Raw genomic sequence first — 21,302 nt, 5'->3', positions numbered from 1 at the left:
CACTGCCACGAACGGACCGCGGCAGCCCGGCACAGGCGGCCGGACATTAGGCCGGCCGCTTGCGCACTGCGTCAATCCGCGTAAACGCCAGCGGCGCGGATCACCGGCGTCCATTTGGCGATCTCCGCGCCCAGATGCGCGCGCAGCGAATCGGGCTGCGCCCGCGCGGCCGGTACCGCCTCGGCCCCGAGCTCGGCCATCTTGGCGCGGAAGCCCTTGTCCTGCACCGCCGCCTGCAGCGCCGCGGACAGCTTCTCCACCACCGGTGCCGGGGTGCCCTTGGGCGCGTACATGGCGTGCCAGATCTTCACCTCGATGCCCGCCAGTCCTTCCTCCCGCGCCGACGGGATGTCCTTGAACGCCTCGATGCGTTGCGGCTGCATCGCCGCGTAGGTCTTCACCGCCCCGGCCTTCAGCTGGCCGGCCAGGTTGGTGGTCTGGTCGCACATCAGGTTGACCTGGCCGCCCAGCAGATCCGTCAGCGCCGGCGCCGTGCCCTTGTACGGCACCGTCGTCAGCTCGGTCTGCACCGCGTGCATGAACAGCAGCCCGCAAAGATGCGAGGCCGAACCGACCCCGGCATTGGCCAGCGAGGCGGTCTTTGCATTGGTCTTCAGATACGGCACCAGCTCCTTCAACGACGACGGCGGCAGCGCCTTGTTGGCGACCAGCACCATCGGTACGTCGGCGATCTCGCCGATCATCTCGAAGTCCTTCAGCGGATCGAACCCCAGCTTGCGGTACAGCGCCGGCGCCGTCGACATGCCGATATGGTGGATCAGCACGGTATAGCCGTCGCCGCGCGATTGCGCGACCTTGCGCGCGCCGATGGTGCCGCCAGCGCCGCCGGCATTCTCGATGATGACCTGCGCGCCGAGATGGCGGCTCATCACCATCGCCAGTTCACGCGCGACCTTGTCGGTCGGGCCGCCCGCGGCGAACGGCACGACCGCGCTGACCGGCCGATTGCCGGGGAATTCCTGCGCCTGGGCGACGTTCAGGCAAAGCATGGCCGCGGCCATGCAGATGGCGTTCTTCAATGTCATGGGATTGGACCTGTCTCGAAGGAAAGGCCGCCGCCGGACCATCCGGCGGCGGCAGGGCTGGCGGGTGAGACCCGGGACGCCATGGGGGCGCCCGGCGTCCTCCCGCTCTGATGGGCGACGCCTGGCCAGCGTCGCAACCGGTGCGCCGCGGTGCGGCGCGGGGACGCGCGCTGCCTTACGGACGCGTCACGTCGAACAGCAGGTTCACCGGCGACGGACCGAACGACTGCCACGTGCCCGCCAGCGGTTGCTGCTCCACGCCGGGCTTGCTCCAGTCGCACACGCCGGCCGGGAAGGCCGCGCGCACGCGGTCCAGCTGCGCCGGCGTCAGCATCGTCGCGTAGTCGGCCGGATCGACCGGCTTGAGCTGGCACTTGACGATGTTGTCCGCCAGCGGCCCGCCCGCCACCATGCGCGGCGTGGTGCCGGCCGGATACAGCGTGTTGCACTGGTTCGGCTCGAACGCGCTCGGCTCCTCGACGATCTTGTTGCGGCCGGCATCCCAGCAGGCGTTGACCAGATCCACCGGCTTGTTGCGTACCACCTTCTCGGCCTTCGACCCGTCCGCCGTGTCGCTCAGGATCGCCGTCAGCCAGCGGTCCATCTGGTCGAAGTTGTCATCGGTGATCTGGCCCGGACCGACAATGACCTGGTTGTCGGCATGGCCGTTGACCGCCTTCAGCCGCTCGCGCAGGGAGTAGGTGTGGATCTTGTTGTGGATGTCGCCGTTGACCCGATCGTCGTAGTAGTCGCGCTGGTCGATGATCGGCGTGGTCGCCAGGCCACCGCCACCGAAGGTAATGCGCCCGGACTGGTAGGCACGCGCGATGGCATCCAGGTCGCCCGAGGTCCGTTCCGCGGTCGGCTTGAAGTCCACGTCCAGCCCGCCGATCTTCTCGTTCAGGTCGATGAACTGGTCCACCGTGATCACGCCGTTGTTCAGCGCCTGCAGGCCGTACTGCACGCCCACATTGTCGATCGGCCGCTTGGCGAAACCGCGCGCGTCCTTGCCGTAGACGTTGACGGTATGGTCATAGACCGTGGCGCGGGCACCGGTCGGGTTGGTCACGGGATCGTAGCGCTGGTCGGCCGGGAAGCCGGCGGGGAACGACACCACCGGGTCCAGGCGCCCGGCGCTGCCGCTCATCGCCGCGATATTGCCGACCTGCAGATAGCCGGAGATCGCGCGGCGCTGCTCGTCGGTGTACAGGCCCGGGGCCGCCTTGTTGGTGAAGTACAGGTTCAGCAGCCGCGAGTCGAACACCTTGAACAGCGTGGAAGAGGTCACGTCCGGGAACACCATCGAGACGATGATGCCGTCGAACAGCCCCGGGTAGTTGTCCGCCGTCTGGTGGCTCTGATAGGCGCCGCCCGAACCGCCCGTGCCAATCGTGAAGGTCGGCACGCCGTAGTTCTCGATCAGCCGTTCCTTCACCATCGCGATCGTCTCCGACGACAGCAGGTCATTGCAGTTGTTGCCGAAGGTATTCAACGACGCGCTGGTCACCGCATAGCCCTTGCGCAGATGGCCGTCGTTCAGCACCGACACCGGCGCGCCCTGCATGAACCAGCCGCCCTGGCAGCCGCCGCCCAGCGGATAGATCACCTTCTTGTTCCAGCCGCGCGGCTGCGCCAGCGGCGTCGGTTCCGGCTCCTTGCTCGGATCGTGCAGCACGGCCGTCTGGTAGATGGCGCGGTTGATCGTGCCCGTCTCCACCCGCACGATGTAGGGGACCGTCGCCCCGGCGTTGTTGTTCGTATAGGCCAGGTCCGACGGATAGGCGCTCACCGGCGTCGGCAGCGGCTTGTAGGTGCCCGCCGTGGAGCGATAGACATGGTGCACGCGGCGCTCGACCGAGCAGTTCGCGTCCAGCGGTGCGCCGAGCTTGCTGCCATCGGGCAGCGTGAAGGTCTCGGTGGCGCAGACATACGGCTTCTGATGGGGACCGGAGAACACCGGGCCGGTGATCGGATAGTTGGTCAGCGACAGCGTCGTGGTCGCCTCGCCATAGCGCACCTCGACCATGTTCTCGCCATCGCGCAACCCGCTGACGATGCCCAGCGCCTCGCCGTTGCCCGTCGGCGTGAAGGCAGCGCTCACATCGTTGCCGTTGGCGCGCACCTGGAAGTTCTGCCCGGCAGCCGTCTGGCTGACCTTCACCCGCACCAGCGCATCGCCGCCGGTCACCCGTTCCGGCGCCGAGGACAGCACGGTTGCCTCGACCGTCGCCACCGGCGGCTTCGGCTCGCCGCCACCCCCGTGGTGATGGTCATCGTCGTCATCGCCGCCGCACCCGGCCAGCGCCATCGCGGTCAGCGCCGCCGCCATCAACAGGGTCGGCCGGGACGGCAGACTCCAACCTGCTCTTCTCGCATTCGCGTGCTGCATCTTTGTCTCCTGTATCCGCCGGGGGGTCCGGCGTTGCCTTTTCCGCGCTCCGCTGACCGGAGCGGTGCGACTGCCGCCGTCTTGCGCGGCAGCTTGCGAAGGCCAATCATCGCAATGGATGTGCCATCGCCGGCGCTCCAGCGGCAGGAGCGCTAAGGCGTTGATTTGTCAGGAGTCAGACAGGAGTCACAATGTCTGCAAAAAAGCAGACATGGACGGAAAACCGCACAAACCCGTCATCGGGCCGTGCGAAAAGTCCGCCCGCGCGCGGAGGAGGAGCGGGCTCCGGTGCGCTCTCAGATGGGGGAAGCGGGCGCCGCCTGCGCGGTCGGCGGTACCGCCACCCGGCCCGGGAACAGTTGCCCGATCAATTCCTCTATCTTCGCGTCCGGATCGACCCAGTTGCTCAGGTTCAGCCCCCCGGCCGAGCGGCGGGCGTCATAGAACGCGCGTCCGGCATAGTCGCCGTGGCGGTAGACGGTGATCCGCGCCGACGTCAGGAAGGTGCGCCAGTACGATTGCTGCGTCGCGTCATAGACCGCCGTCAGCGGGCAAGCGGCCACCGATGCGTCCGGCGGCAGCAGCTTCACGTCGAAGCCGCGCCGGCTCAGCGCGTTGTACATCGCCGGGAAGAATGGCGTGCCGGCCTGGCCGCCGATCACGCAGAACAGCGTCTCCTCATCCTGGCGGATCTGCACCGTCGCCTGCAGCGGATCGAGCGGCGCCGCCAGCGGTTCCACCGGACTGACGGCCTGATAGGAAGCGCAGCCCGACATGGTCAGGGCGAGCGTCAGGGCGGTGGCGGAGAGGAAAGCGGTGCGCATATCGGTCCAGGCGTGGGCGGTTGTCCTTCGCGCTAACGGCAGCGGCGGCGCGCATCTTTAGCGCAATGACCTTGACCCGATGCACCAGCAGCAAAGAAAAAGCCAGCCCGAAGGCTGGCCAAGAACCAAGGAGACACACAAAGAACGTCGAATCTGCGCAAGGCCCCGAGGGTCGTGCGTGATTCAGCCGACAAATGCTTGCCGGCAGCGCAGCGCCATCACTTGCGCCTGAAGCGCACGCGAGGCGAGTTCAGTCAGATAGGCGGTGCGGCTCTGCGCCGCCCGGCGGCGCGCCGTCGATCCATCGCGCGAGGCAGCGGCTTCCGGCTGGGCCTCGGTCATTTGCCATGCCTGGCGAGTCACCGTCAGGATTCGCAACAGTGCGGCGGCCTGTTCCCCGGGCATCGTTGCAGTCTGGACAACCATTTCATCGATCCTTTGCTTGTTCGTTGCCGGAGACCGCTGGCGTCAGCGGCATCTCCGTTCGTATGGGTGAACGATACAAGCGCCACCGGCCGCCACTTATCGACAGGCCGCCGAAAGCGGTGTCGGGCTTGTCCTACACTTCCGACGTGTGCGGAAATCGGCGCCCATGGCGGCTTTCCGGCCCGCGGCAGGCCAATGGAACGTCTCATCGACATGGCGATCTGCCACAATAGACAGCAACGTCGATCCGACCGTCAGCGCCTTGAACACTTCCGCCTCTTCCTCCGACACCATCGCCGCGATCGCCACCGCACCGGGACAGGGCGGCATCGGGGTCGTTCGCGTTTCCGGCCCGCACGCCCGCGCCATCGCCCAGGCCCTGTGCGGGCAGGTGCCGGCGCCCCGGCATGCCGCCTATCTGCCCTTCCGCGACGGCAAGGACCAGGTCATCGATCACGGCATCGCCCTGTACTTCCCCGGACCGCACTCCTACACCGGCGAGGACGTCGTCGAACTGCAGGGCCACGGCGGGCCGGTCGTCATGCAGATGCTGCTGTCCCGCTGCCTCGAGGCAGGGCAGGCACTCGGCGTCAGGCTGGCCGAACCGGGCGAATTCACGCGCCGGGCCTACCTGAACGACAAGCTGGACCTGGCCCAGGCCGAAGCCGTCGCGGACCTGATCGAGGCCAGCACCGAGGCCGCCGCCCGCTCCGCTGCCCGCTCCATGGAAGGCGCCTTCTCCACCGCGGTACGGGATCTCGTCGACCGTATCATCCGGCTGCGCATGCTGGTCGAAGCGACGCTCGACTTCCCGGAGGAAGAGATCGACTTCCTGGAAGCGTCCGACGCCCGCGGCCAACTGGCGGCCATCCGCCGGGCGCTGACCGACGTGCTGGCCCAGGCCCGGCAGGGCGCCCTGCTGCGCGAGGGACTGTCGGTCGTGCTGGCGGGGCAGCCCAACGTCGGCAAGTCCTCCCTGCTGAACGCCCTTGCCGGCGCCGAACTGGCCATCGTCACGCCCATCGCCGGCACCACTCGCGACCGCGTGCGGGAAACCATCCAGATCGAAGGCATTCCCCTGCACATCATCGACACCGCCGGACTACGCGAGCAACCCTCCGACGAAGTCGAGCGCATCGGCATCGAGCGAACCTGGGAGGCCGTCGGCCGGGCCGACGTGGTGCTGCATCTGATCGACGCCGCCGACTATCTCGACAAGGGCCTGTCCGAAGAGGACGACGCCATCGACGACCAGCTCTCCGGCCGCCTGCCGCCCGGCTCCCCCATCCTGCGCGTCGTCAACAAGATCGATCTGGCCCCGGCGGTCGGCACGGTCGCCTTCGGCGGCAACCGCCCGCATGTCGTCGCCGCCAACGGCCCGAACCCGACCGAAATCTGGATCTCCGCCCGCACCGGCGCCGGCATCGACCTGCTGCGCCACGAACTGCTGCGCGTGGTCGGCTGGCAAAGCAGCGGCAACGAAGGCACCTTCCTCGCCCGCGAACGGCACCTGTCCGCGCTGCGCAGCGCGCAATCGCACCTGGACCTGGCCGCCGAGCAGTCCGAGCAGCAGGCCCAGGCACTGGACCTGTTCGCCGAGGAACTGCGGCTTGCGCAGGAGCAGTTGAACAGCATTACCGGCGAATTCACCAGCGACGATCTGCTGGGGACGATCTTTACGCGGTTTTGTATTGGGAAGTAATGGGCAGCCCCGGGGCAGCGCCCCGGCGGCAATCGGCTGTCACCCGGTCGTCCCTTTCGCGGACAGCCCTCCTTCTGGCCATTGCAAATCGCCCTCCTTTTCCGGCTCCAACGCCATGAAACTGATCGACACCGCCCCGCTGCAACAAGTCCTCGACGACTTCATTCGCGCGCGCGACTGGAGCAAGTACCACTCGCCGAAGAATCTTTCCATGGCCTTGAGCGTCGAAGTGGCGGAGCTGGTGGAGATATTCCAGTGGAAAACCGAGGAAGAATCGCGCAATGTCATGGCGACGGAAGAACGGGAACATGTTCGCCAGGAGCTGGCCGACATCCTGATCTACCTGACCGAGCTTGCGAGCGCGCTGGGCGTCGATCTGGATGCCGCCGTGCGGGACAAGCTGGAGTTGAATGCGATCAAGTATCCGGTCCCATCGCCCGGACCGGACTGACCGGAGATCGAGGCATGCCGCAAAAACAAAAAGCAGCGGGCACGATACGCGTCGGTATCGGAGGATGGACGTATGAACCGTGGCGCGGCACCTTCTACCCGCCCGACCTTCCGCATGCCCGAGAGCTGGAATATGCCAGCGGCCAGCTCACGGCCATCGAGATCAACAGCACCTATCACGGCACGCAGAAGCGCGAGTCGTTCGCGAAGTGGCGCGCGCAGACGCCGGAGGGCTTCGTGTTTTCGGTGAAGGCATCGCGCTACTGCACCAACCGGCGCGTGCTGGCCGAATCCGGCGAGTCGATCACGCGCTTCATCGACAGCGGCATCGCGGAGCTGGGTGACAAGCTGGGACCGATCGTCTGGCAGTTCGCGCCGACCAAGACATTTCAAGCCGACGATTTCGAAGCGTTTCTCTCCCTCCTGCCGGCGAAAGCCGAAGACCGCAAGCTGCGCCACGTTCTGGAAGTGCGGCACGACAGCTTCGCCTGCCCGGAGTACCTCGCCCTGGCCCGGAAATACAAGGCCGCGACCGTATTCACCGACTCGGACAAGTTCCCGTCGATCGCCGATCTGACCGCCGATTTTGTCTACGCCCGGATGATGCGATCCAGCCTTCGGCTCAAGTCCGGGTATGCCGAGCGCGTGCTGGATGCGTGGGTGCAGCGCTTCCGCACCTGGAGAGACGGCGGCATTCCGGATGGCGTGCCTCTCGTGGACAACGGCACCGCCACCCCGGGCAAGCCTCGTGATGTGTTCGTGTTCTTCATCAACGGGGAGAAGCAGCGGGCTCCGGCTGCCGCGCAGGCCGTGCTGAAGCGATTGAGCGAACCGGAGCAATAGCGCACGGAAGCCAGCATGGATAGCCTTCTGGCGGCCGTGGCAAGCGAAATCGCGGTATGGAAGGCGCTTTGCGAAAGACCTTTGGCAAAAGCAGATCAACAATGGCGGGCCGAACTGCCTTTGCTTGCGCCTACCCAATCAATGATCCCGCAGTCCCCATTACCGCAGCGCCTCCCTCCGGCTCCCCCCATCGTCGCTTCACCCGACTCGCTTCCTGCACGCAGCACCGGTCTTGAGTACCGTATCCGCCCCGAACCGGAAAACGACAGCACACCTGCGCCCGCTGCGGCGGTCAAGCGAGCGACCCTGCGCGAGAAGCTGACCCGATTCCTGGGATGGCTTCTCGCGCTGCTGCGTCGGCCGTTCGCATGCTGGCCGAGGGCCGCGCGAAACACTGGTGCGCCGCCCGCGCCAGCGGCGCAAGCCGAGAAGGCCGCGGCCCGCTTTCCCAGCCCGGCCGCCGTCGACGCCGGGCTGCAGGCGATCAAGCGGCACGAGCAGGCCGTTACCAACCCGCATGCCGACGACGGTTCCGCCGTGCCGGCCTCCGCGCCTGCGAACCCAATAGCCGAGGTCGACTCGGAAGCCGCGCAAGCCGTCCGGGGGATCTGCGGCACCGAGTTCGAGGTATGGAGCGCCCGGCAGCTCGCCATGCAGTACGTTGACGTGCCGCTGGACCAGACCAGCCGCGACATGCTGCAGCAGTGGGTATGCGAGGGCGTGCAACGGCTGCTGCTACAGCACCTTCTTCGCGTAAACCATCCGGCAAGTGGAGCCTACCGCGAACAGGTGAACAACGCTGTCCAGCGATCCGTGACGCTGCCGCCCTTCGAGCCGTTGGAACCTGCCGCGCTGCACGGGATGGTCAAGGAATCGCTGCTGAAGCTATCGAAGGCGCTGCCCCTGCTGCGCTCGGCGATCTGCGACGATGTGGAGCAGAGGCAGGCCGTCGTCATCGTCATGCGATGGCTCTCCTCGACCCCTGAACTGACGCCGCAGGACCAGCGCGACCTCCGGCACCTGATGGGCAAGCTTTGTGCGGCCGCAGACAACACCGGTTTGACCCTGCAAGGAGAAGAGCAGATGGAGGACACGGCGCCGCCACGGCGGGTGTGGGGCCGAGTCCGTGGGTAACCCCGGCCCTGCGCCACGGCCGTTCCGGCCCGTTTCCCAACTCCGCTTGTGATGCTGCCGTATCGGCGTCTGTGGCGTTCGGCTTTCCTTTTGCTAAGCTGGAAACGAGCGCGCCGCTCGATATGCGCTCCATGCATCTCATTTTCCTCCTCCGCCTCATCTGCGTATCTCACGGAGAAGCGTATGACCACCGCAAGGCAGGTTCTGGAATCGAAGGAAAGCCAGGCCATCTACAGCATCCAGCCCGGGGCCACCGTCTATTCGGCCCTGCAATTGATGGCCGAGAAAGGAATCGGCGCTCTGCTGGTGATGGAACACGGCAAGATCGTCGGCATCCTCAGCGAGCGCGACTACGCGCGCAAGGTGATCCTGATGCAGAGGACCTCGCGCGATACGCTCGTGCGCGACATCATGACCACGGCCGTGATCTATGTCCGGCCGGACCAGACCACCGAGGAGTGCATGGCCCTGATGACGCAGCACCGGTTGCGGCACCTTCCGGTGATGGAGGGGGACGAGTTGCTCGGCCTGCTGTCGATCGGCGATCTGGTCAAGGGCATCATCTCGGAACAGCGCTTCATCATCGAGCAGCTGGAGCAGTACATCACTGGCGGAGGCCGTTGAGGACCCCTCGGCCAGGCTCGGGTGGCAGCGCTACACTATGGCGACTTTCTGGGGAACCGCCATGACGACTGCCACTACCGCACGGAAACGACACACCGTCCCACCCATGATGGCGACCGCCAGGACGGTGGCGGTGTGCGCGCTGGCACTGGCGATGCTGCCCGTGGCGGCACCCGTCCTTGCCGCCGACAAACCGGGCCGCACGCCGCCGACGGGCTCCCGCGCGTCCTGCCCGGCAACGCTGGACTTTCGCTTCCCGCGCCTGCAGGACGACGCCCCGCAGGACCTGTGCCAATACGCGGGCAAGGTCGTCCTGGTGGTGAACACCGCAAGCTATTGTGGTTACACGCCGCAATACCAGGGGCTGGAAGCGCTGCATGCCCGCTATCGCGAGCGCGGCTTCGTGGTACTGGGCTTTCCCTCCAACGACTTCGAGCAGGAAGCCGCGTCCGCCAGGGAGATCGCCGACCTTTGCTTCAACACCTATGGCGTGCGCTTTCCCATGCTGGCGAAAAGCCATGTGCGCGGCGAACAGGCCAACCCGATGTATGCCCTGCTGGCGCGACAGAGCGGCAGCGCGCCGAAGTGGAACTTCCACAAGTATCTGATCGACCGGAACGGCAAGGTGGTGGCGGACTACCCCAGCAAGGTCGCCCCCGACGATGCAGCGCTGACCGCGCGCATCGAGCAACTGTTGTCCCAACCGCCGCAGCGTTGACGGCCCGCAGGCGTTGCGCGAAGGGGCAAACGCGCGACGCCTCTGACGGCATCACGGCGCCGGGGTTCCACTTCTTGAGGGCCCACCGCGTAGTGCCTGCGCTCTAGTCCGAAGACCGTACCCCATTCGCAACAGTAAACCAATGAATTGCGCTGCAAATGCGCCGCGAGGGGCCGTTGCCGTGTTCATTGGCGAATCGACGTGGAATACTGGTCCTCATGGATTCGTCAAACGAGCCTTGCCATGTCTGAAGCCGACCCTCCCGTTCTGATCTCTCGCCTGACCGCCGAGCGCAAGCGAGCCTACTGCGAGCTGAGCGACACGATCGACAGCCGCGCCGAGCTCGAAGCCATCCGCCACGCCATCCACCAGCATCCCGAACTCGGTTTCGAGGAGCACCGCACCGCCGAACTGGTCGCGCAGCGGCTGGAACGGTGGGGCTACCGGGTAACGCGGGGAGTCGGCGGCACCGGCGTGGTCGGTACGTTGAGCCAGGGCGACGGTACCCGCAGCATCGGCATCCGTGCCGACATGGATGCGCTGCCCATCCTTGAGACGACGGCGCTGCCTTATGCCAGCGTTCACTGCGGCAAGATGCACGCCTGCGGCCACGATGGGCACACCGCGATCCTGCTGGGCGCCGCCCGGCAACTGGCCCGCACGCGCAATTTCGACGGCACGGTCCATCTGATCTTCCAGCCTGCCGAGGAGATCGGCGCGGGAGCCAGCGGCGCGCAGCGGATGCTGGCCGATGGCCTGTTCGAGCGCTTCCCCTGCGATGCCATCTTCGGCCTGCATAACCACCCGGGCGTGCCGGCCGGAACGCTGATGTTCCGCTCGGGGCCGATGATGGCCGCCTGCGACACCGTCACTATCACCATCCATGGCAAGGGTGGACATGCCGCCCGCCCGCATCAATCGATCGATCCGATTCTGATCGCCGGCAGCCTGGTGATGGCGTTGCAGAGCGTGGTGTCGCGCAATGTCGATCCCAACGAAACCGCGGTCGTCACCATCGGCTCGCTGCATGCCGGCCACGCCGCCAATGTCATTCCGGAAAGCGCGCGGATGGAAATCAGCGTGCGCTCGTTCAGCCCGGAGGTGCGGGCTTCGCTCGAAGCGCGCATCCGCCAGCTGGTGACGGCGCATGTCGAGGGGTACGGTGCTTCGGTCGATATCGATTACCGGCCCGGCTACCCGGTGGTGGTCAACAGCGAAGCCGAGACGGAGTTCGCTCGCCAGGTGGCAGAGGAACTGGTCGGCCCCGACAAGGTGGTTTCGCAGATTCCGTTGATCTCCGGCAGCGAGGACTTTGCCTATTTCCTGCAGCAACGCCCTGGCTGCTTCGTGCGGCTGGGCAACGGCGCCGGCCGGCCGCTGCTGCACAACCCGGGCTACGACTTCAACGACGACAACCTGACCGTCGGCGCGGCATACTGGACGCGCCTGGTCGAGCGCTACCTGCCCGCCTGACCGCCCATCCTTCCCCGAACCGGCTGGCCCGCTTCTGGGCCGCAACCGGACACCCACAAGCCGCCGGTTCGGGAGTAGCATGAGGGCCTTCCGTGCATCCGTTCCGCCCTGTGTCCGCTGCGCCGTCCCTCCCACGCCATGCCGCTCCCGGCAGTTCCCGCACCCCTGGTGCGGGTGCGCCCACGCTCGCCGAGGCGTCGTGCTGCCAGCACTGCGCCGATCTCGCGCGCGATGCGCGCCGGCGTGAACCGCATGCACGGCTGAGCTTGCGGCATAACGTGCCGCATGTGAGCGAGAGCGCGGCCGGCGTGCCGTTCAGCATGCTGTCGTTCGAATGCCGCGAGTGCGGTACCGTCTGGCGGCTATACGACCGTGCGAACGAGCTCTTCGTGTCCTGGGTACCGCAATGGCGGCCGGGCGGCACCGCCGCCGGTTGACTGTCGCACCGCCGCCGCACCCGGGCCGCGCGCGATCCTGCCGCGCCGCCGTTGCGCGATGCCGTGGGCTAAGATAGCGCCCGTACCCGGAGGGGCAACGACGGCCGCGGCGGCTATCCCCGGCGTCCGGCCCCTTGTCCGGCCAAGAATCGAACTACCACCTGCCCTTCATGTCTTCCGCATCCCGAATTCCCGCGCTGGTCGCACTCGCTTCCGCTACCGTGCTCGGCGCCGCCAGCCTCCCGGCCGCCGCTGCCGATGCCTATCCCTCCCGTCCGATCCGTCTGATCGTCGCCTATCCCACCGGCGGAATCAGCGATACCGTCGCCCGCGCCCTGGCGGAGCGGCTGTCGGAGCAGATGGGTAACTCCGTCGTGGTCGAGAACAAGGCGGGGGCAGGCGGCAGCATCGGCATGGATGCCGTGGCCAAGGCCGCGCCGGACGGCTATACCATCGGCTTTTCGTCAACCAGCCCGCTGACGCTGAACCCGCACGTCGGCCGCGTCAACTACGACCCGCAGGCCGATGTCGCGCCGGTGATGAGCGTCATGTATTCGCCGGTCATTCTGGTGGCGACCTCGAGCTTCAGCGGCAAGACCTTCCAGGACCTCGTGGCGCAGGGCAAGGCCAGGCCGGGCAGCGTCCGCTGGGCAACGTCGGGCCTGGGTACCGTCGGCCATGTCGTGCTCGAACAGGTCAAGGCCAGGTCGCAGGCCGACCTGACCCTGATTCCCTACAAGGGCGCCGGCCAGCAGATGAACGATGCCCTCGGCGGTCAGTTCGAAGTGATGAGCACCAATGCCAGTCCGGTGCTGACCCAGCAGATGCAGGCGGGCAAGCTGCGCGCCCTCGCGGTCGGCGCTCCGCGTCGCATTGAAGCGCTGCCCGATGTGCCGACCTTCGCCGAGCTTGGCTTTCCCAAGGCGAATCTGACCTCGACCTTCGGCATCTTCGCTCCGGGCAAGACACCCGCTCCGATCGTTGCACGCCTGAATGCCGAGCTGAACAAGGCACTGGCGGCGCCCGAGGTACGCCAGCGGCTGCTGCGCGGCGGCGAGGTACCGACGGGCGGCAGCGCCGCCGACTTCGCCAAGGTCATTCGCACCGAGTACGAAGAGAACGGCCGCATCGTGCGCGAGGCCAACATCAAGACCGAGTAAAACGCCCGGGGCCGGCGGCCGGGGCGCCTACGCTGGCCCCTGACCGCTGGCCTGGCCGCTAGCCGCGCTGGTCCGAATGTTGATCGCCGCCAGGCGCGCCGGGCCGCGACGATGTTCCGAGGATCCACCGCGCAATCCAGAAGATGCCGGTGGCATGGCTGCCGCACAGGCGATCCTCGTCGAGCAGGCAGAACGCCATCAGCCCACCGAGCAGGCCGCCGCTCAGCGGAGCGAACCAGAACAGCCACAACTGAGACAGCGCCCAGTCCTGCAGCAGCAGGGCCGGGCCGGTGGCACGGGCCGGATTCAACGCCGCGTGGGTGACCGGCAGCGTCAGCAGATGCGCCGCTGTCCATGAAGCGGCCAGCACGAACGGGCCGACGGCAGCCAGCCTTCCCGCCCGGGTGACACTCGCGGTGACAAGAACCAGCATCGCGGTGGTGGCGAATTCCATCGCCACCGCACTGTGCATGTCGTATCCCGCCGGCGAGTACATGCCGTAGCCATTGGCGGCGAAGCGGCTGGTGTCCAGCGTGAAGTCCGGCCGGCCCTGCGCAATCAACAGCAACAGCACCGTCCCGCCAAGCGCCCCCATCACCTGGGCCACGATGTAGGGCAATAGCTCCCTCCATGGAAACCGGTGCGCCACCGCCAGTCCAAGCGTCACCGCTGGATTCAGGTGCGCGCCCGAGACCTGTCCCAATGTCCTCGTCATCGCATAGACAGCAAGACCGGCCCCCGTCGAGATACACAGCAGCTCCCCTGCACTGTCGGGCGTGAAGCCCGTCAGCACGACGATTCCGCAGGTGCCGAACATCAACCCGAAGCTGCCGACCGCCTCGGCGAGCAGGCGTCTGGGCAAACTGGCCATTGCATCCTCCCTGATCGAATTGGAATGGTCCCGGCGCGGGCTCAGACCGCAGACGCCGGCACCTGGATTTGGGCGTTACCCTGCCGCGGCACTGACCGCCGGCCCGCCGCATCGCCTGTTCCTTCTCGCCAGCTCTCCTCCCCCTGCATCACGTCCAGCCGCCATCCGGCTGCCTCCACCGTACTCAGGCGTACGCCGTTGCTGGGGCACAGAGCCAGACGGGTGCGGATGCGGGACAGGTGGCTGTCCAGGGTGCGGGACCCCTCGGGGACCGTGCGTCCCCAGATCCTGTCGAGCAGGGTCTGGCGCAGCACCAGTTCGCCAGCGTGGCGGAACAACAGCACTGCCAGATCGAACTCCTTGCGGGCCAGGTGCACGGGTTGCCCGCGCAGCCACGCCCGGCGCTCGTTCACCTCGAACTGATAGTGGCCGAGCGCGACATCGGAAAGCGCCCGCCGGGTCCTGTCGATGCGCCTTGCCAGTGCTTCGACCCGTCCGGCCAGCTCCGCCGGCCCGACGGGCTTGAAGACCAGCCCATCGGCACACCGTGCCAATCCCGCATACATGGCGGCATCGTCATCGGCGTCGGCAAGCAGCAGGATCGGCAAGGGCGCGCCGAGCGTGGTTCGTATCCAATGCAGGATGTCGGCCGCGCCAAGCCCCCGATGGTCCCAGTCCAGCAGCAGCATGTCCCAGGGTTCCCGCCGCAGCGCGAGCATCAGCGCCCGCGCGTCGCGGAAGCGGACGCAGCGGTGCCCGCGCAGCATCAACGCCTGCTCCGTCAGCAGCGCCTGCGCCGGGTCATCCTGCAAGGCAGCGATTCTGATCAATCGGTCTCCCTCCTGTGCACGGTTGTGGTCAGTCCCGAAGCCGGCTGCGAGCGCGGGCGTCGTCGAGTGGGTACGCATCGTAAGGGGCTCGGCCGACAGGGGGAAAGTCAGAAATTGTTGAAACCGCAAATTGAGGCAATTCCTATTCGGAATCCGGCCGGCGGCGTGTTGAATAACCCGCAGCATCGAATGCGCGCTCGTACGGCAGCGCCTCTTTCTATGGAGTCGACGATGAAGATCGCCTCGCTGGAGGACGAACCGGCGCAAGCCGCGTGGATACGGCAGATCGTGGTGGAGTCGGGTCACAGCTGCACCAGCTTCTCGCAGAGCCGGCAGTTGCTGCTGCAGCTGCGCGACGAGCCCTTCGACCTGCTGCTCCTCGATTGGCAGATGCCGGATCTGAGCGGGACCGAGGTGCTGCGGTGGACGCGCGCCAACCTGGACCGGCATGTGCCCGTGATGTTCCTCAGCTGCCGGGGCACCGAAGAGGACGTGGTGCAGGGGCTGGCGTCCGGCGCGGACGACTATATGGTCAAGCCGATCCGCCCGCGCGAGCTGGCCGCGCGCATCCAGTCGCTGCTGCGACGTGCCGGCGGCAAGGCCGGTGGCCAGGACGCGCGCCTGGAGATCGGCGGCTATGTGTTCGATAGCGCCGCTCGCACGGTGACCCTGCAGGGCAGGCCGATCGGGCTGACGCCCAAGGAGTTCGACCTGGCGTTGCTGCTGTTCCGCAACGAGGGACGGATCGTCGCCCGCAACCATATCGTCGCCGCCATCTGGGGCAGGGAAATCTCGCCGCTGTCACGGACCATCGACACCCATATGTCGCGGGTACGCAGCAAGCTGGCGCTGCGCGCGGAACACGGGTTCCGCTTGTTGCCCGTGTACACCCATGGCTACCGGCTCGAAGCGGTGGAGAGCTAATGCGATGAACGATGACACCTTCGGCGATCTGCCTTCGCAAACTCCGGCTGCAACCGGCCTGCCCCGGCAGTTGCTGAAGCAGGCGCTGCGGCACGACCTGCGCTGCGGACCCGCCGACATCCTGGCCCTCGCCAACCTGTTCCGCGCCGGGGCAATCTCGGCGCAGGCGGCCATCGAACAGATCGAGGCGCATGCACGGGAGTCGCTGGCGAGCGTCGACGAACTCGCGGCACTGACCAGCGCCTCGTCGTCCGGGCCGATCTCGGAACCGGTCATGGAACCGGTCGAGCTGGACGCCTTGATCCAGACCAGCATCGATGCCGCCTGGACCGATGCCAGGGACGCCGGTGTCGTGCTGCAGGGGCCGGTCGGCTGGACGGAGGTGGCGGCGATGACCGACCCCCGGCAGCTGGCGCAGTTGCTGCGTCTGCTGTTGCAGCGCCTGGTCGCCAGTGCCTCGCGTGGAACCACGGTGCAGATGCTGGCATTGCATGCCGGGCCCTTCTGCCGGCTGCGGATCCGGCACGCGCCGCCCTCGCCCGTCGCCGCGGCCGCGCTGGCGGAGGACCGGCCCGCGGGTATCGTGGCCCGTCGCATCATGGCAAGCCTGGCGGGCGAGTGGCATCGCCAGCGCGATGACCGTGGCGGCAGCGCCGAGGTGTGGGAGCTGCGGCTTCCCGCAGCAGGGCCGCCGCGATGAACGGCCGCCTGCTGCCGGGGACAGAAAGCAAAAAAGCACCCGAAGGTGCTTTCTTGCCGCCGACCCGACGAGCGGATCGGCGATACCGATCGAAACGCCGATCAGAAAATATGGCGGATACCGACAGCCACGCCAGTCTGGTTCGACTTGCCCGGCATTTCGGTGCGCGCGCCATCCGTGACCTTGTTGTAGTCGACGGTGCCGTAGACCTGGGTACGCTTGGACAGCGCGTATTCGGCCAGCAGCACGCCGGTGTAGCGCTTGCCATCGTTGCCGGCAACACCGTTCTTGTTGTCGATGTCGTCGTAGTAGAACGCGCCAGTCAGGGCCAGGGCCGGGGTCAGCTGGTAGGTCACGCCCGTGTAGAGGATCATGTCTTCACGCGGGTTGGCCAGAGCGTCGCCGCCGACCGGGATCGGGTTCCGGCTATTCGCGGCATTCATGTAGCCGGTGTCGATCACGCCGGTTTCATCCTTGCCACCGATGTAGCCCAGGAACAGCTTGGCAGCGCCGGCGGTGTACTTGCCCGCCACGCCCCACATTTGCTGCTTGGCATCCGCACCGACGCGGATTTCCTGGAACACGCCGCCGATACCGAAGTTGCCGTAGGCGTACGACGCACGCGCACCCCAGTACTGGTTGGTACGCACGCTGCCCGCGGTTTCGCCGAAGCCATAGCTGGCGCCGACGTTCAGGCCGCCGAACTTGCCGTCATAGCTGACCACGTTGTTGTTGCGCAGCTGGGTCAGGAAGTGCGGCCAGGCGTTGTTGGTGTAGTTGCCGATGGTCAGCGGGTCGAACTCGCCGAACAGGTTGAAGCCTTCGGTGTACTGGCGGCCCAGCTTGATGGTGCCGAAGTCGCCCGTCAGACCGACGTAGGCCTGGCGACCGAACAGGCTGTTGTTCTGGTTGGCGCGGCCGGTATCCGGATCGAAGCCGTTTTCCAGCTGGAAGATCGCCTTCAGGTTGTTGCCCAGGGCTTCGCTGCCCTTGATGCCCCAGCGGCTGTTGGTGATGGCGCCGTTGGTCAGCTCGACCAGGCCATCGTCGGCCGCGTTCGAGTTGGTCTGGTAGCGGATGCTCTGGTCGACGATACCGTACAGGGTGACCGACGATTGGGCGTAGGCGCTGCCGGCAAGCAGCGTGCCGGCGGCGAGGATCATGGCCGATTTCTTCATGGTGCTCCTTTTCTCTATTGTGGTTCTGCCCCCGGGTCGCGGCGGCATAGAGCTCTACGTGGTCAGTAGACGCGGCCAAAATTTATCAAAACCACAAAGGTTCGGACATCAAACGTTGGCTGCCGGAGCACGATTGGACGCAGTTGGTGCATTTCCGTTGTCGGGCCGCGACAGTCGTCATCGCTGGTGCATTGGTGCACCAGCGCGGCTCGGCCCCGGGCGGCCTGCGTGCCAGGGCGCTATCGCTTCGGGCACTCGGCATCGACGCACAAGCGCGCATCGGTAGAAACCCTTATCTGAAGAGCTTGAACCGGTCGAGAGCAAAAGCAGGGAAAAAGGGCGAAGAAAAGGCGGGGAGAACGAGGTGGGAGAACGAGGTGGGAGAACGAGGTGGGAGAACGAGGAGGGAGACGAGGAGGGAGGAGAAACGGCGGACAGGCGCGAGGGCCTGTCCGCATACCGCCTGGCGTTCAGTCCTGCGGAATCTCGATCTTGACTTCGAGGACTTCGAGGTTGTCCTGGCGCTCCAGGCTGACACGCAGGTCCTCGTCGCTGATCTTCACATACTTGGAAATGACGGCGACCAGCTCGCGCTGCAGTGCGGGAAGATAATCGGCCGGTGCGGAATGGCCGGTGCGCTCGTGCGCCAGAATGATCTGCAGCCGCTCCTTGGCGACCGTGGCGGACTTTTTCTTCTCCCCCAACAGGAAGGACAGGATCGACATGGGATGGAGCCCTCCTTACTTGTTGCCGAACAGGCGCGACAGCAGGCCCGGCTTCTGATAGTCGGTAAAACGCATCGGCTTGTCCTTGCCCAGGAAGCGATCGACGACATCGCCATAGGCGTCGGCCACATCCGTGCCTTCGAGATGGATGGCCGGCGTGCCCTGGTTGGACGCGTGCAGCACGGCCTCGCTTTCGGGGATCACGCCGATCAGCTTGATCCGCAGGATTTCCTGGATATCGGTCAGCGACAGCATTTCGCCGCCATGCACGCGCTTCGGGTTGTAGCGCGTGATCAGCAGATGCTCCTTGACCGGCTCCTTGCCTTCCATCGCGCGCTTGGTCTTGGAAGCGAGGATGCCGAGGATGCGGTCCGAGTCGCGCACCGACGACACTTCGGGGTTGGTGACGATCAGCGCCTCATCGGCCAGATACATGGCCAGCAGGGCGCCGGTCTCGATGCCGGCCGGCGAATCGCAGACGATGTACTCGAAGTCCATCGCGATCAGGCCGTCGATCACCTTCTCCACGCCTTCGCGCGTCAGCGCGTCCTTGTCGCGCGTCTGCGAGGCGGGCAGGATGAACAGGTTCTCGCACTTCTTGTCCTTGATCAGCGCCTGGTGCAGATTGGCTTCGCCCTGCACCACGTTGACGAGGTCGTACACCACGCGCCGCTCGCAACCCATGATCAGGTCGAGGTTGCGCAGGCCGACGTCGAAGTCGATCACGGCAGTCTTGTGGCCGCGCAAGGCCAGGCCGGCAGCGAAGCTGGCGCTGGTGGTGGTCTTGCCTACGCCTCCCTTGCCGGAGGTCACAACGATGATTTTTGCCATGGCTCTCTTGGTCCAGTAATGGTTGTCGCTTTGCGCTGCTTGATGCAGGTCTCGGTCTCGGCCGCGCTTACTTCATGCGCAGCGGCTCGAGAATCAGTTTTTCGTCGGCAAGCCGGATCTGTGCGGGCTTGCCCAGTACGTCCGCTGGCAGCGGCTGCTCGCCGGTCCGGTAGATGCCAGCGATGGAAATCAGTTCCGGCTCCAGGCAGGTGCTGAAGATGCGGGCGCCGGTGTCGCCCTTGACGCCAGCGAGGGCTCGGCCCCGCAGCGGCGCGTAGACGTGGATATTGCCCTCGGCAATCACCTCGGCGCCGTAGCTGACCAGGTCGAGGATCACCACGTCACCGTGCGCGTAGATCTGCTGGCCCGAGCGCAGGGGCCGGTCGATCAGCAGGGTCGGCGCGCCGCTGGCGGGCCGGCTGTCCGCTGACGCGGCCGGGACGGCATCCGCAACTGTGCGCTCCTGCGCCTGCGCCGATGCGTCGGCACCGTCGCCGTTCGCCTCGCGCCCGCTGCGCGCGCTCCGGCGGCTCTGGCTGTCCAGCAGCGGCAGCCCGAACGCCTCGGCCCACTCGCGTTGCTCGGCACGCGCCACCACGCCGATGGCCCGCGCCTTCAGGTTCTGCAGCGTCTCGATGACCTTGTCCAGCGACGGCTGATCGCCGTCCTCCAGCGTCCGTACATCCAGTGCGATGACGTCGTTCGAGAAGAAATCCGGAGTCGCTTCGAAACGGGACAGCAGGTCATCTCGCAGGGCCGCGGTATCCGCGGTATGGAGAGCGAGAAGGAGGGCGTCGACATTGCCACTGCGCAGCTCGAAGTGTGGCGATTTCTTCTGGGACATAGCCGGTCAAGCGTGGAAATGCCACATTCTAACTGGCTCTTTCAGTCCAGCTGTAACAATTCTCCCGCCTGGCGGAAGTTGTGCGGCATGGGGCGCCGCAGCGGTTCCGAAGCGGCTCGCGCGGGGCCGGGCGGTCCCCTGGAGCGGCCCTTGCTACGATGACGCACCGCCAACAAGGGAGATGCCATGGGCCCGATCGTCAACTGTGTCGCCTATCGCGAGGGAAAACGGCTGGGCGATGTCGCCATCGACGACATCGACGAGGTGCTGCGCTCCCCCGGCACCTTCGTCTGGCTCGGGCTGCACGAGCCGGACCCGGCCCTGCTGACCAAGGTACAGCGCGAGTTCGGCCTGCACGATCTGGCGATCGAGGACGCGCGCAACGCGCACCAGCGACCCAAGCTGGAAAGCTATGGCCAGAGCGTCTTCGTGGTCCTCAATACGGCGCAGCTGAACGGCGAGACGGTGGAGCTGGGTGAAACCCACCTGTTCGTCGGCGACAACTACGTGGTGTCGGTGCGTCACGGTCCGGGCAGTACCTATGCGCCGGTGCGGGACCGCTGCGAGCACGATCCGCATGGGCTGGCCAACGGGCCGGGCTACGTGCTGTACGCCCTGCTGGACTTCGTGGTCGACCACTACATGCCGATCGTCAACCGGCTCGAGGACGCCTTCGAAACGCTAGAGCAGGGGCTGTTCGAGCAGAGCTTCGACCGCGCCGCGATCGAGCACCTGTACCACATCAAGCGGCAGGTGCTGCGGCTGCGCAATGCGGTCTACCCCGTCGAGGAGATTTGCGGACAACTGATCCGGCTGCACGAGAACATCGTGCCGAAAGAGCTGCGTGCCTATTTCCGCGACGTCGAGGATCATTCGCGGCGGCTGCTGGCTACGCTCGACGTGGTGCGCGAGATGGTGACCACGGCGATCCAGGTCAACCTGGCGCTGGTCTCGGTGCGGCAGAACGAGGTCGTCAAGCGGCTGGCGGGCTGGGGCGCCATCCTCGCCATCCCTACCGTGATGTTCAGCCTGTACGGGATGAACTTCGATTTCATGCCGGAGCTGAAGTGGCATTTCGCCTATCCTGCGGTGGTGGGTGTCACCCTGGTCGGCTGCATCGCGCTGTGGCGCCGGCTGCGTCGCGCCGGCTACCTGTGAGCGGGTGCGACCCGC

General features: G+C 66.4%; 22 protein-coding genes. 12 read left to right on the top strand and 10 right to left on the bottom strand.

What is annotated here, in order from left to right; genetic code table 11:
- Positions 1-71: 71 nt before the first annotated feature.
- From K6V06_RS12340 to K6V06_RS12325, 4 genes are all read right to left on the bottom strand, one after another.
- Positions 72-1,046: a tripartite tricarboxylate transporter substrate-binding protein gene (locus tag K6V06_RS12340; RefSeq protein WP_222243775.1), complete on the bottom strand. Its 975-nt coding sequence runs from the start codon at positions 1,044-1,046 to the stop codon at positions 72-74.
- A 175-nt stretch (positions 1,047-1,221) separates the two neighbouring features.
- Positions 1,222-3,435: a DUF6351 family protein gene (locus tag K6V06_RS12335; protein ID WP_255581791.1), complete on the bottom strand. Its 2,214-nt coding sequence runs from the start codon at positions 3,433-3,435 to the stop codon at positions 1,222-1,224.
- Between the two features lie 296 nt (positions 3,436-3,731).
- A complete protein-coding gene (locus K6V06_RS12330) occupies positions 3,732-4,259 on the bottom strand; it encodes an Sbal_3080 family lipoprotein (protein ID WP_222243773.1) in 528 nt (175 codons plus the stop codon).
- A 183-nt stretch (positions 4,260-4,442) separates the two neighbouring features.
- The gene (locus K6V06_RS12325; protein WP_222243771.1) at positions 4,443-4,685 is read right to left on the bottom strand and encodes a hypothetical protein; all 243 of its coding nucleotides are present in this window, start codon (positions 4,683-4,685) and stop codon (positions 4,443-4,445) included.
- Between the two features lie 166 nt (positions 4,686-4,851).
- Here K6V06_RS12325 and mnmE point away from each other — a divergent pair, with 166 nt between their 5' ends.
- From mnmE to K6V06_RS12280, 9 genes are all read left to right on the top strand, one after another.
- The gene (mnmE, locus tag K6V06_RS12320) at positions 4,852-6,387 is read left to right on the top strand and encodes a tRNA uridine-5-carboxymethylaminomethyl(34) synthesis GTPase MnmE (protein ID WP_222243769.1); all 1,536 of its coding nucleotides are present in this window, start codon (positions 4,852-4,854) and stop codon (positions 6,385-6,387) included.
- Positions 6,388-6,502: 115 nt separating this feature from the next.
- Positions 6,503-6,838 carry a nucleotide pyrophosphohydrolase gene (locus K6V06_RS12315; RefSeq protein ID WP_222243767.1) on the top strand — a complete coding sequence of 112 codons (336 nt, stop codon included), beginning with the start codon at positions 6,503-6,505 and terminating at the stop codon, positions 6,836-6,838.
- 14 nt (positions 6,839-6,852) lie between these two features.
- The gene (locus tag K6V06_RS12310; RefSeq protein ID WP_222243765.1) at positions 6,853-7,680 is read left to right on the top strand and encodes a DUF72 domain-containing protein; all 828 of its coding nucleotides are present in this window, start codon (positions 6,853-6,855) and stop codon (positions 7,678-7,680) included.
- A 15-nt stretch (positions 7,681-7,695) separates the two neighbouring features.
- Positions 7,696-8,814 carry a hypothetical protein gene (locus tag K6V06_RS12305; protein WP_222243763.1) on the top strand — a complete coding sequence of 373 codons (1,119 nt, stop codon included), beginning with the start codon at positions 7,696-7,698 and terminating at the stop codon, positions 8,812-8,814.
- A 183-nt stretch (positions 8,815-8,997) separates the two neighbouring features.
- Positions 8,998-9,438, top strand: a complete 441-nt coding sequence (locus K6V06_RS12300) for a CBS domain-containing protein (RefSeq protein WP_222243761.1) — start codon at positions 8,998-9,000, stop codon at positions 9,436-9,438.
- 106 nt (positions 9,439-9,544) lie between these two features.
- Positions 9,545-10,156: a glutathione peroxidase gene (locus K6V06_RS12295; RefSeq protein WP_222243806.1), complete on the top strand. Its 612-nt coding sequence runs from the start codon at positions 9,545-9,547 to the stop codon at positions 10,154-10,156.
- A 243-nt stretch (positions 10,157-10,399) separates the two neighbouring features.
- A complete protein-coding gene (locus K6V06_RS12290) occupies positions 10,400-11,629 on the top strand; it encodes a M20 aminoacylase family protein (protein WP_255581789.1) in 1,230 nt (409 codons plus the stop codon).
- A 110-nt stretch (positions 11,630-11,739) separates the two neighbouring features.
- A complete protein-coding gene (locus tag K6V06_RS12285; RefSeq protein WP_370637457.1) occupies positions 11,740-12,066 on the top strand; it encodes a hypothetical protein in 327 nt (108 codons plus the stop codon).
- A 170-nt stretch (positions 12,067-12,236) separates the two neighbouring features.
- Positions 12,237-13,226, top strand: coding sequence for a tripartite tricarboxylate transporter substrate binding protein (locus K6V06_RS12280; RefSeq protein ID WP_222243802.1), 990 nt, complete (start codon positions 12,237-12,239; stop codon positions 13,224-13,226).
- Between the two features lie 58 nt (positions 13,227-13,284).
- On the opposite strand, the gene K6V06_RS12275 is transcribed toward K6V06_RS12280, so the two are convergent.
- Both K6V06_RS12275 and K6V06_RS12270 read right to left on the bottom strand, forming a co-directional pair.
- Positions 13,285-14,097: an aquaporin gene (locus K6V06_RS12275; RefSeq protein WP_222243759.1), complete on the bottom strand. Its 813-nt coding sequence runs from the start codon at positions 14,095-14,097 to the stop codon at positions 13,285-13,287.
- Positions 14,098-14,138: 41 nt separating this feature from the next.
- Positions 14,139-14,927 carry a response regulator transcription factor gene (locus K6V06_RS12270; RefSeq protein ID WP_255581787.1) on the bottom strand — a complete coding sequence of 263 codons (789 nt, stop codon included), beginning with the start codon at positions 14,925-14,927 and terminating at the stop codon, positions 14,139-14,141.
- Between the two features lie 231 nt (positions 14,928-15,158).
- Between K6V06_RS12270 and K6V06_RS12265 the strand changes: the two genes are divergently transcribed.
- Together K6V06_RS12265 and K6V06_RS12260 are read left to right on the top strand one after the other, a co-directional pair.
- Positions 15,159-15,851, top strand: coding sequence for a response regulator transcription factor (locus K6V06_RS12265; protein ID WP_222243757.1), 693 nt, complete (start codon positions 15,159-15,161; stop codon positions 15,849-15,851).
- Between the two features lie 4 nt (positions 15,852-15,855).
- Complete coding sequence (locus tag K6V06_RS12260) at positions 15,856-16,551, top strand: hypothetical protein (RefSeq protein ID WP_222243755.1); 696 nt, start codon at positions 15,856-15,858, stop codon at positions 16,549-16,551.
- A gap of 101 nt (positions 16,552-16,652) precedes the next feature.
- Here K6V06_RS12260 and K6V06_RS12255 read toward each other — a convergent pair whose 3' ends face one another.
- The 4 genes from K6V06_RS12255 to minC all read right to left on the bottom strand — a co-directional run bounded on the left by K6V06_RS12255 (position 16,653) and on the right by minC (position 20,129).
- Positions 16,653-17,729, bottom strand: a complete 1,077-nt coding sequence (locus K6V06_RS12255) for a porin (protein WP_222243753.1) — start codon at positions 17,727-17,729, stop codon at positions 16,653-16,655.
- 470 nt (positions 17,730-18,199) lie between these two features.
- A complete protein-coding gene (gene minE / locus K6V06_RS12250; protein WP_222243751.1) occupies positions 18,200-18,454 on the bottom strand; it encodes a cell division topological specificity factor MinE in 255 nt (84 codons plus the stop codon).
- Positions 18,455-18,469: 15 nt separating this feature from the next.
- Positions 18,470-19,285, bottom strand: coding sequence for a septum site-determining protein MinD (minD, locus tag K6V06_RS12245; protein WP_222243749.1), 816 nt, complete (start codon positions 19,283-19,285; stop codon positions 18,470-18,472).
- Positions 19,286-19,352: 67 nt separating this feature from the next.
- The gene (gene minC, locus K6V06_RS12240; RefSeq protein ID WP_222243747.1) at positions 19,353-20,129 is read right to left on the bottom strand and encodes a septum site-determining protein MinC; all 777 of its coding nucleotides are present in this window, start codon (positions 20,127-20,129) and stop codon (positions 19,353-19,355) included.
- Positions 20,130-20,315: 186 nt separating this feature from the next.
- On the opposite strand from minC, the gene K6V06_RS12235 reads away from it, so the two are divergent.
- Entirely contained in the window at positions 20,316-21,287 is a 972-nt protein-coding gene (locus K6V06_RS12235) for a magnesium and cobalt transport protein CorA (RefSeq protein ID WP_222243745.1), read from the top strand.
- The last annotated feature ends 15 nt before the right edge of the window (positions 21,288-21,302 follow it).

The sequence above is a fragment of the Cupriavidus sp. AU9028 genome (assembly GCF_019795295.1).
Classification (GTDB): Bacteria; Pseudomonadota; Gammaproteobacteria; order Burkholderiales; family Burkholderiaceae; genus Cupriavidus.
Note: the sequence above shows the minus strand (reverse complement) of the source record. Positions and strands in the feature narration are given on the sequence as shown.

Coding starts and splice junctions, on each gene's coding strand:
- K6V06_RS12325 (WP_222243771.1), bottom strand. CDS start 4,685: ATGGTTGTCCAGACTGCAACGATGCCCGGGGAACAGGCCGCCGCACTG.
- mnmE (WP_222243769.1), top strand. CDS start 4,852: ATGGCGGCTTTCCGGCCCGCGGCAGGCCAATGGAACGTCTCATCGACA.
- K6V06_RS12255 (WP_222243753.1), bottom strand. CDS start 17,729: ATGAAGAAATCGGCCATGATCCTCGCCGCCGGCACGCTGCTTGCCGGC.
- K6V06_RS12265 (WP_222243757.1), top strand. CDS start 15,159: ATGAAGATCGCCTCGCTGGAGGACGAACCGGCGCAAGCCGCGTGGATA.
- K6V06_RS12290 (WP_255581789.1), top strand. CDS start 10,400: ATGTCTGAAGCCGACCCTCCCGTTCTGATCTCTCGCCTGACCGCCGAG.
- K6V06_RS12340 (WP_222243775.1), bottom strand. CDS start 1,046: ATGACATTGAAGAACGCCATCTGCATGGCCGCGGCCATGCTTTGCCTG.
- K6V06_RS12335 (WP_255581791.1), bottom strand. CDS start 3,435: ATGCAGCACGCGAATGCGAGAAGAGCAGGTTGGAGTCTGCCGTCCCGG.
- minE (WP_222243751.1), bottom strand. CDS start 18,454: ATGTCGATCCTGTCCTTCCTGTTGGGGGAGAAGAAAAAGTCCGCCACG.
- K6V06_RS12310 (WP_222243765.1), top strand. CDS start 6,853: ATGCCGCAAAAACAAAAAGCAGCGGGCACGATACGCGTCGGTATCGGA.
- K6V06_RS12330 (WP_222243773.1), bottom strand. CDS start 4,259: ATGCGCACCGCTTTCCTCTCCGCCACCGCCCTGACGCTCGCCCTGACC.
- minD (WP_222243749.1), bottom strand. CDS start 19,285: ATGGCAAAAATCATCGTTGTGACCTCCGGCAAGGGAGGCGTAGGCAAG.
- K6V06_RS12260 (WP_222243755.1), top strand. CDS start 15,856: ATGAACGATGACACCTTCGGCGATCTGCCTTCGCAAACTCCGGCTGCA.
- K6V06_RS12280 (WP_222243802.1), top strand. CDS start 12,237: ATGTCTTCCGCATCCCGAATTCCCGCGCTGGTCGCACTCGCTTCCGCT.
- K6V06_RS12300 (WP_222243761.1), top strand. CDS start 8,998: ATGACCACCGCAAGGCAGGTTCTGGAATCGAAGGAAAGCCAGGCCATC.
- K6V06_RS12305 (WP_222243763.1), top strand. CDS start 7,696: ATGGATAGCCTTCTGGCGGCCGTGGCAAGCGAAATCGCGGTATGGAAG.
- K6V06_RS12235 (WP_222243745.1), top strand. CDS start 20,316: ATGGGCCCGATCGTCAACTGTGTCGCCTATCGCGAGGGAAAACGGCTG.
- K6V06_RS12275 (WP_222243759.1), bottom strand. CDS start 14,097: ATGGCCAGTTTGCCCAGACGCCTGCTCGCCGAGGCGGTCGGCAGCTTC.
- minC (WP_222243747.1), bottom strand. CDS start 20,129: ATGTCCCAGAAGAAATCGCCACACTTCGAGCTGCGCAGTGGCAATGTC.
- K6V06_RS12315 (WP_222243767.1), top strand. CDS start 6,503: ATGAAACTGATCGACACCGCCCCGCTGCAACAAGTCCTCGACGACTTC.
- K6V06_RS12295 (WP_222243806.1), top strand. CDS start 9,545: ATGATGGCGACCGCCAGGACGGTGGCGGTGTGCGCGCTGGCACTGGCG.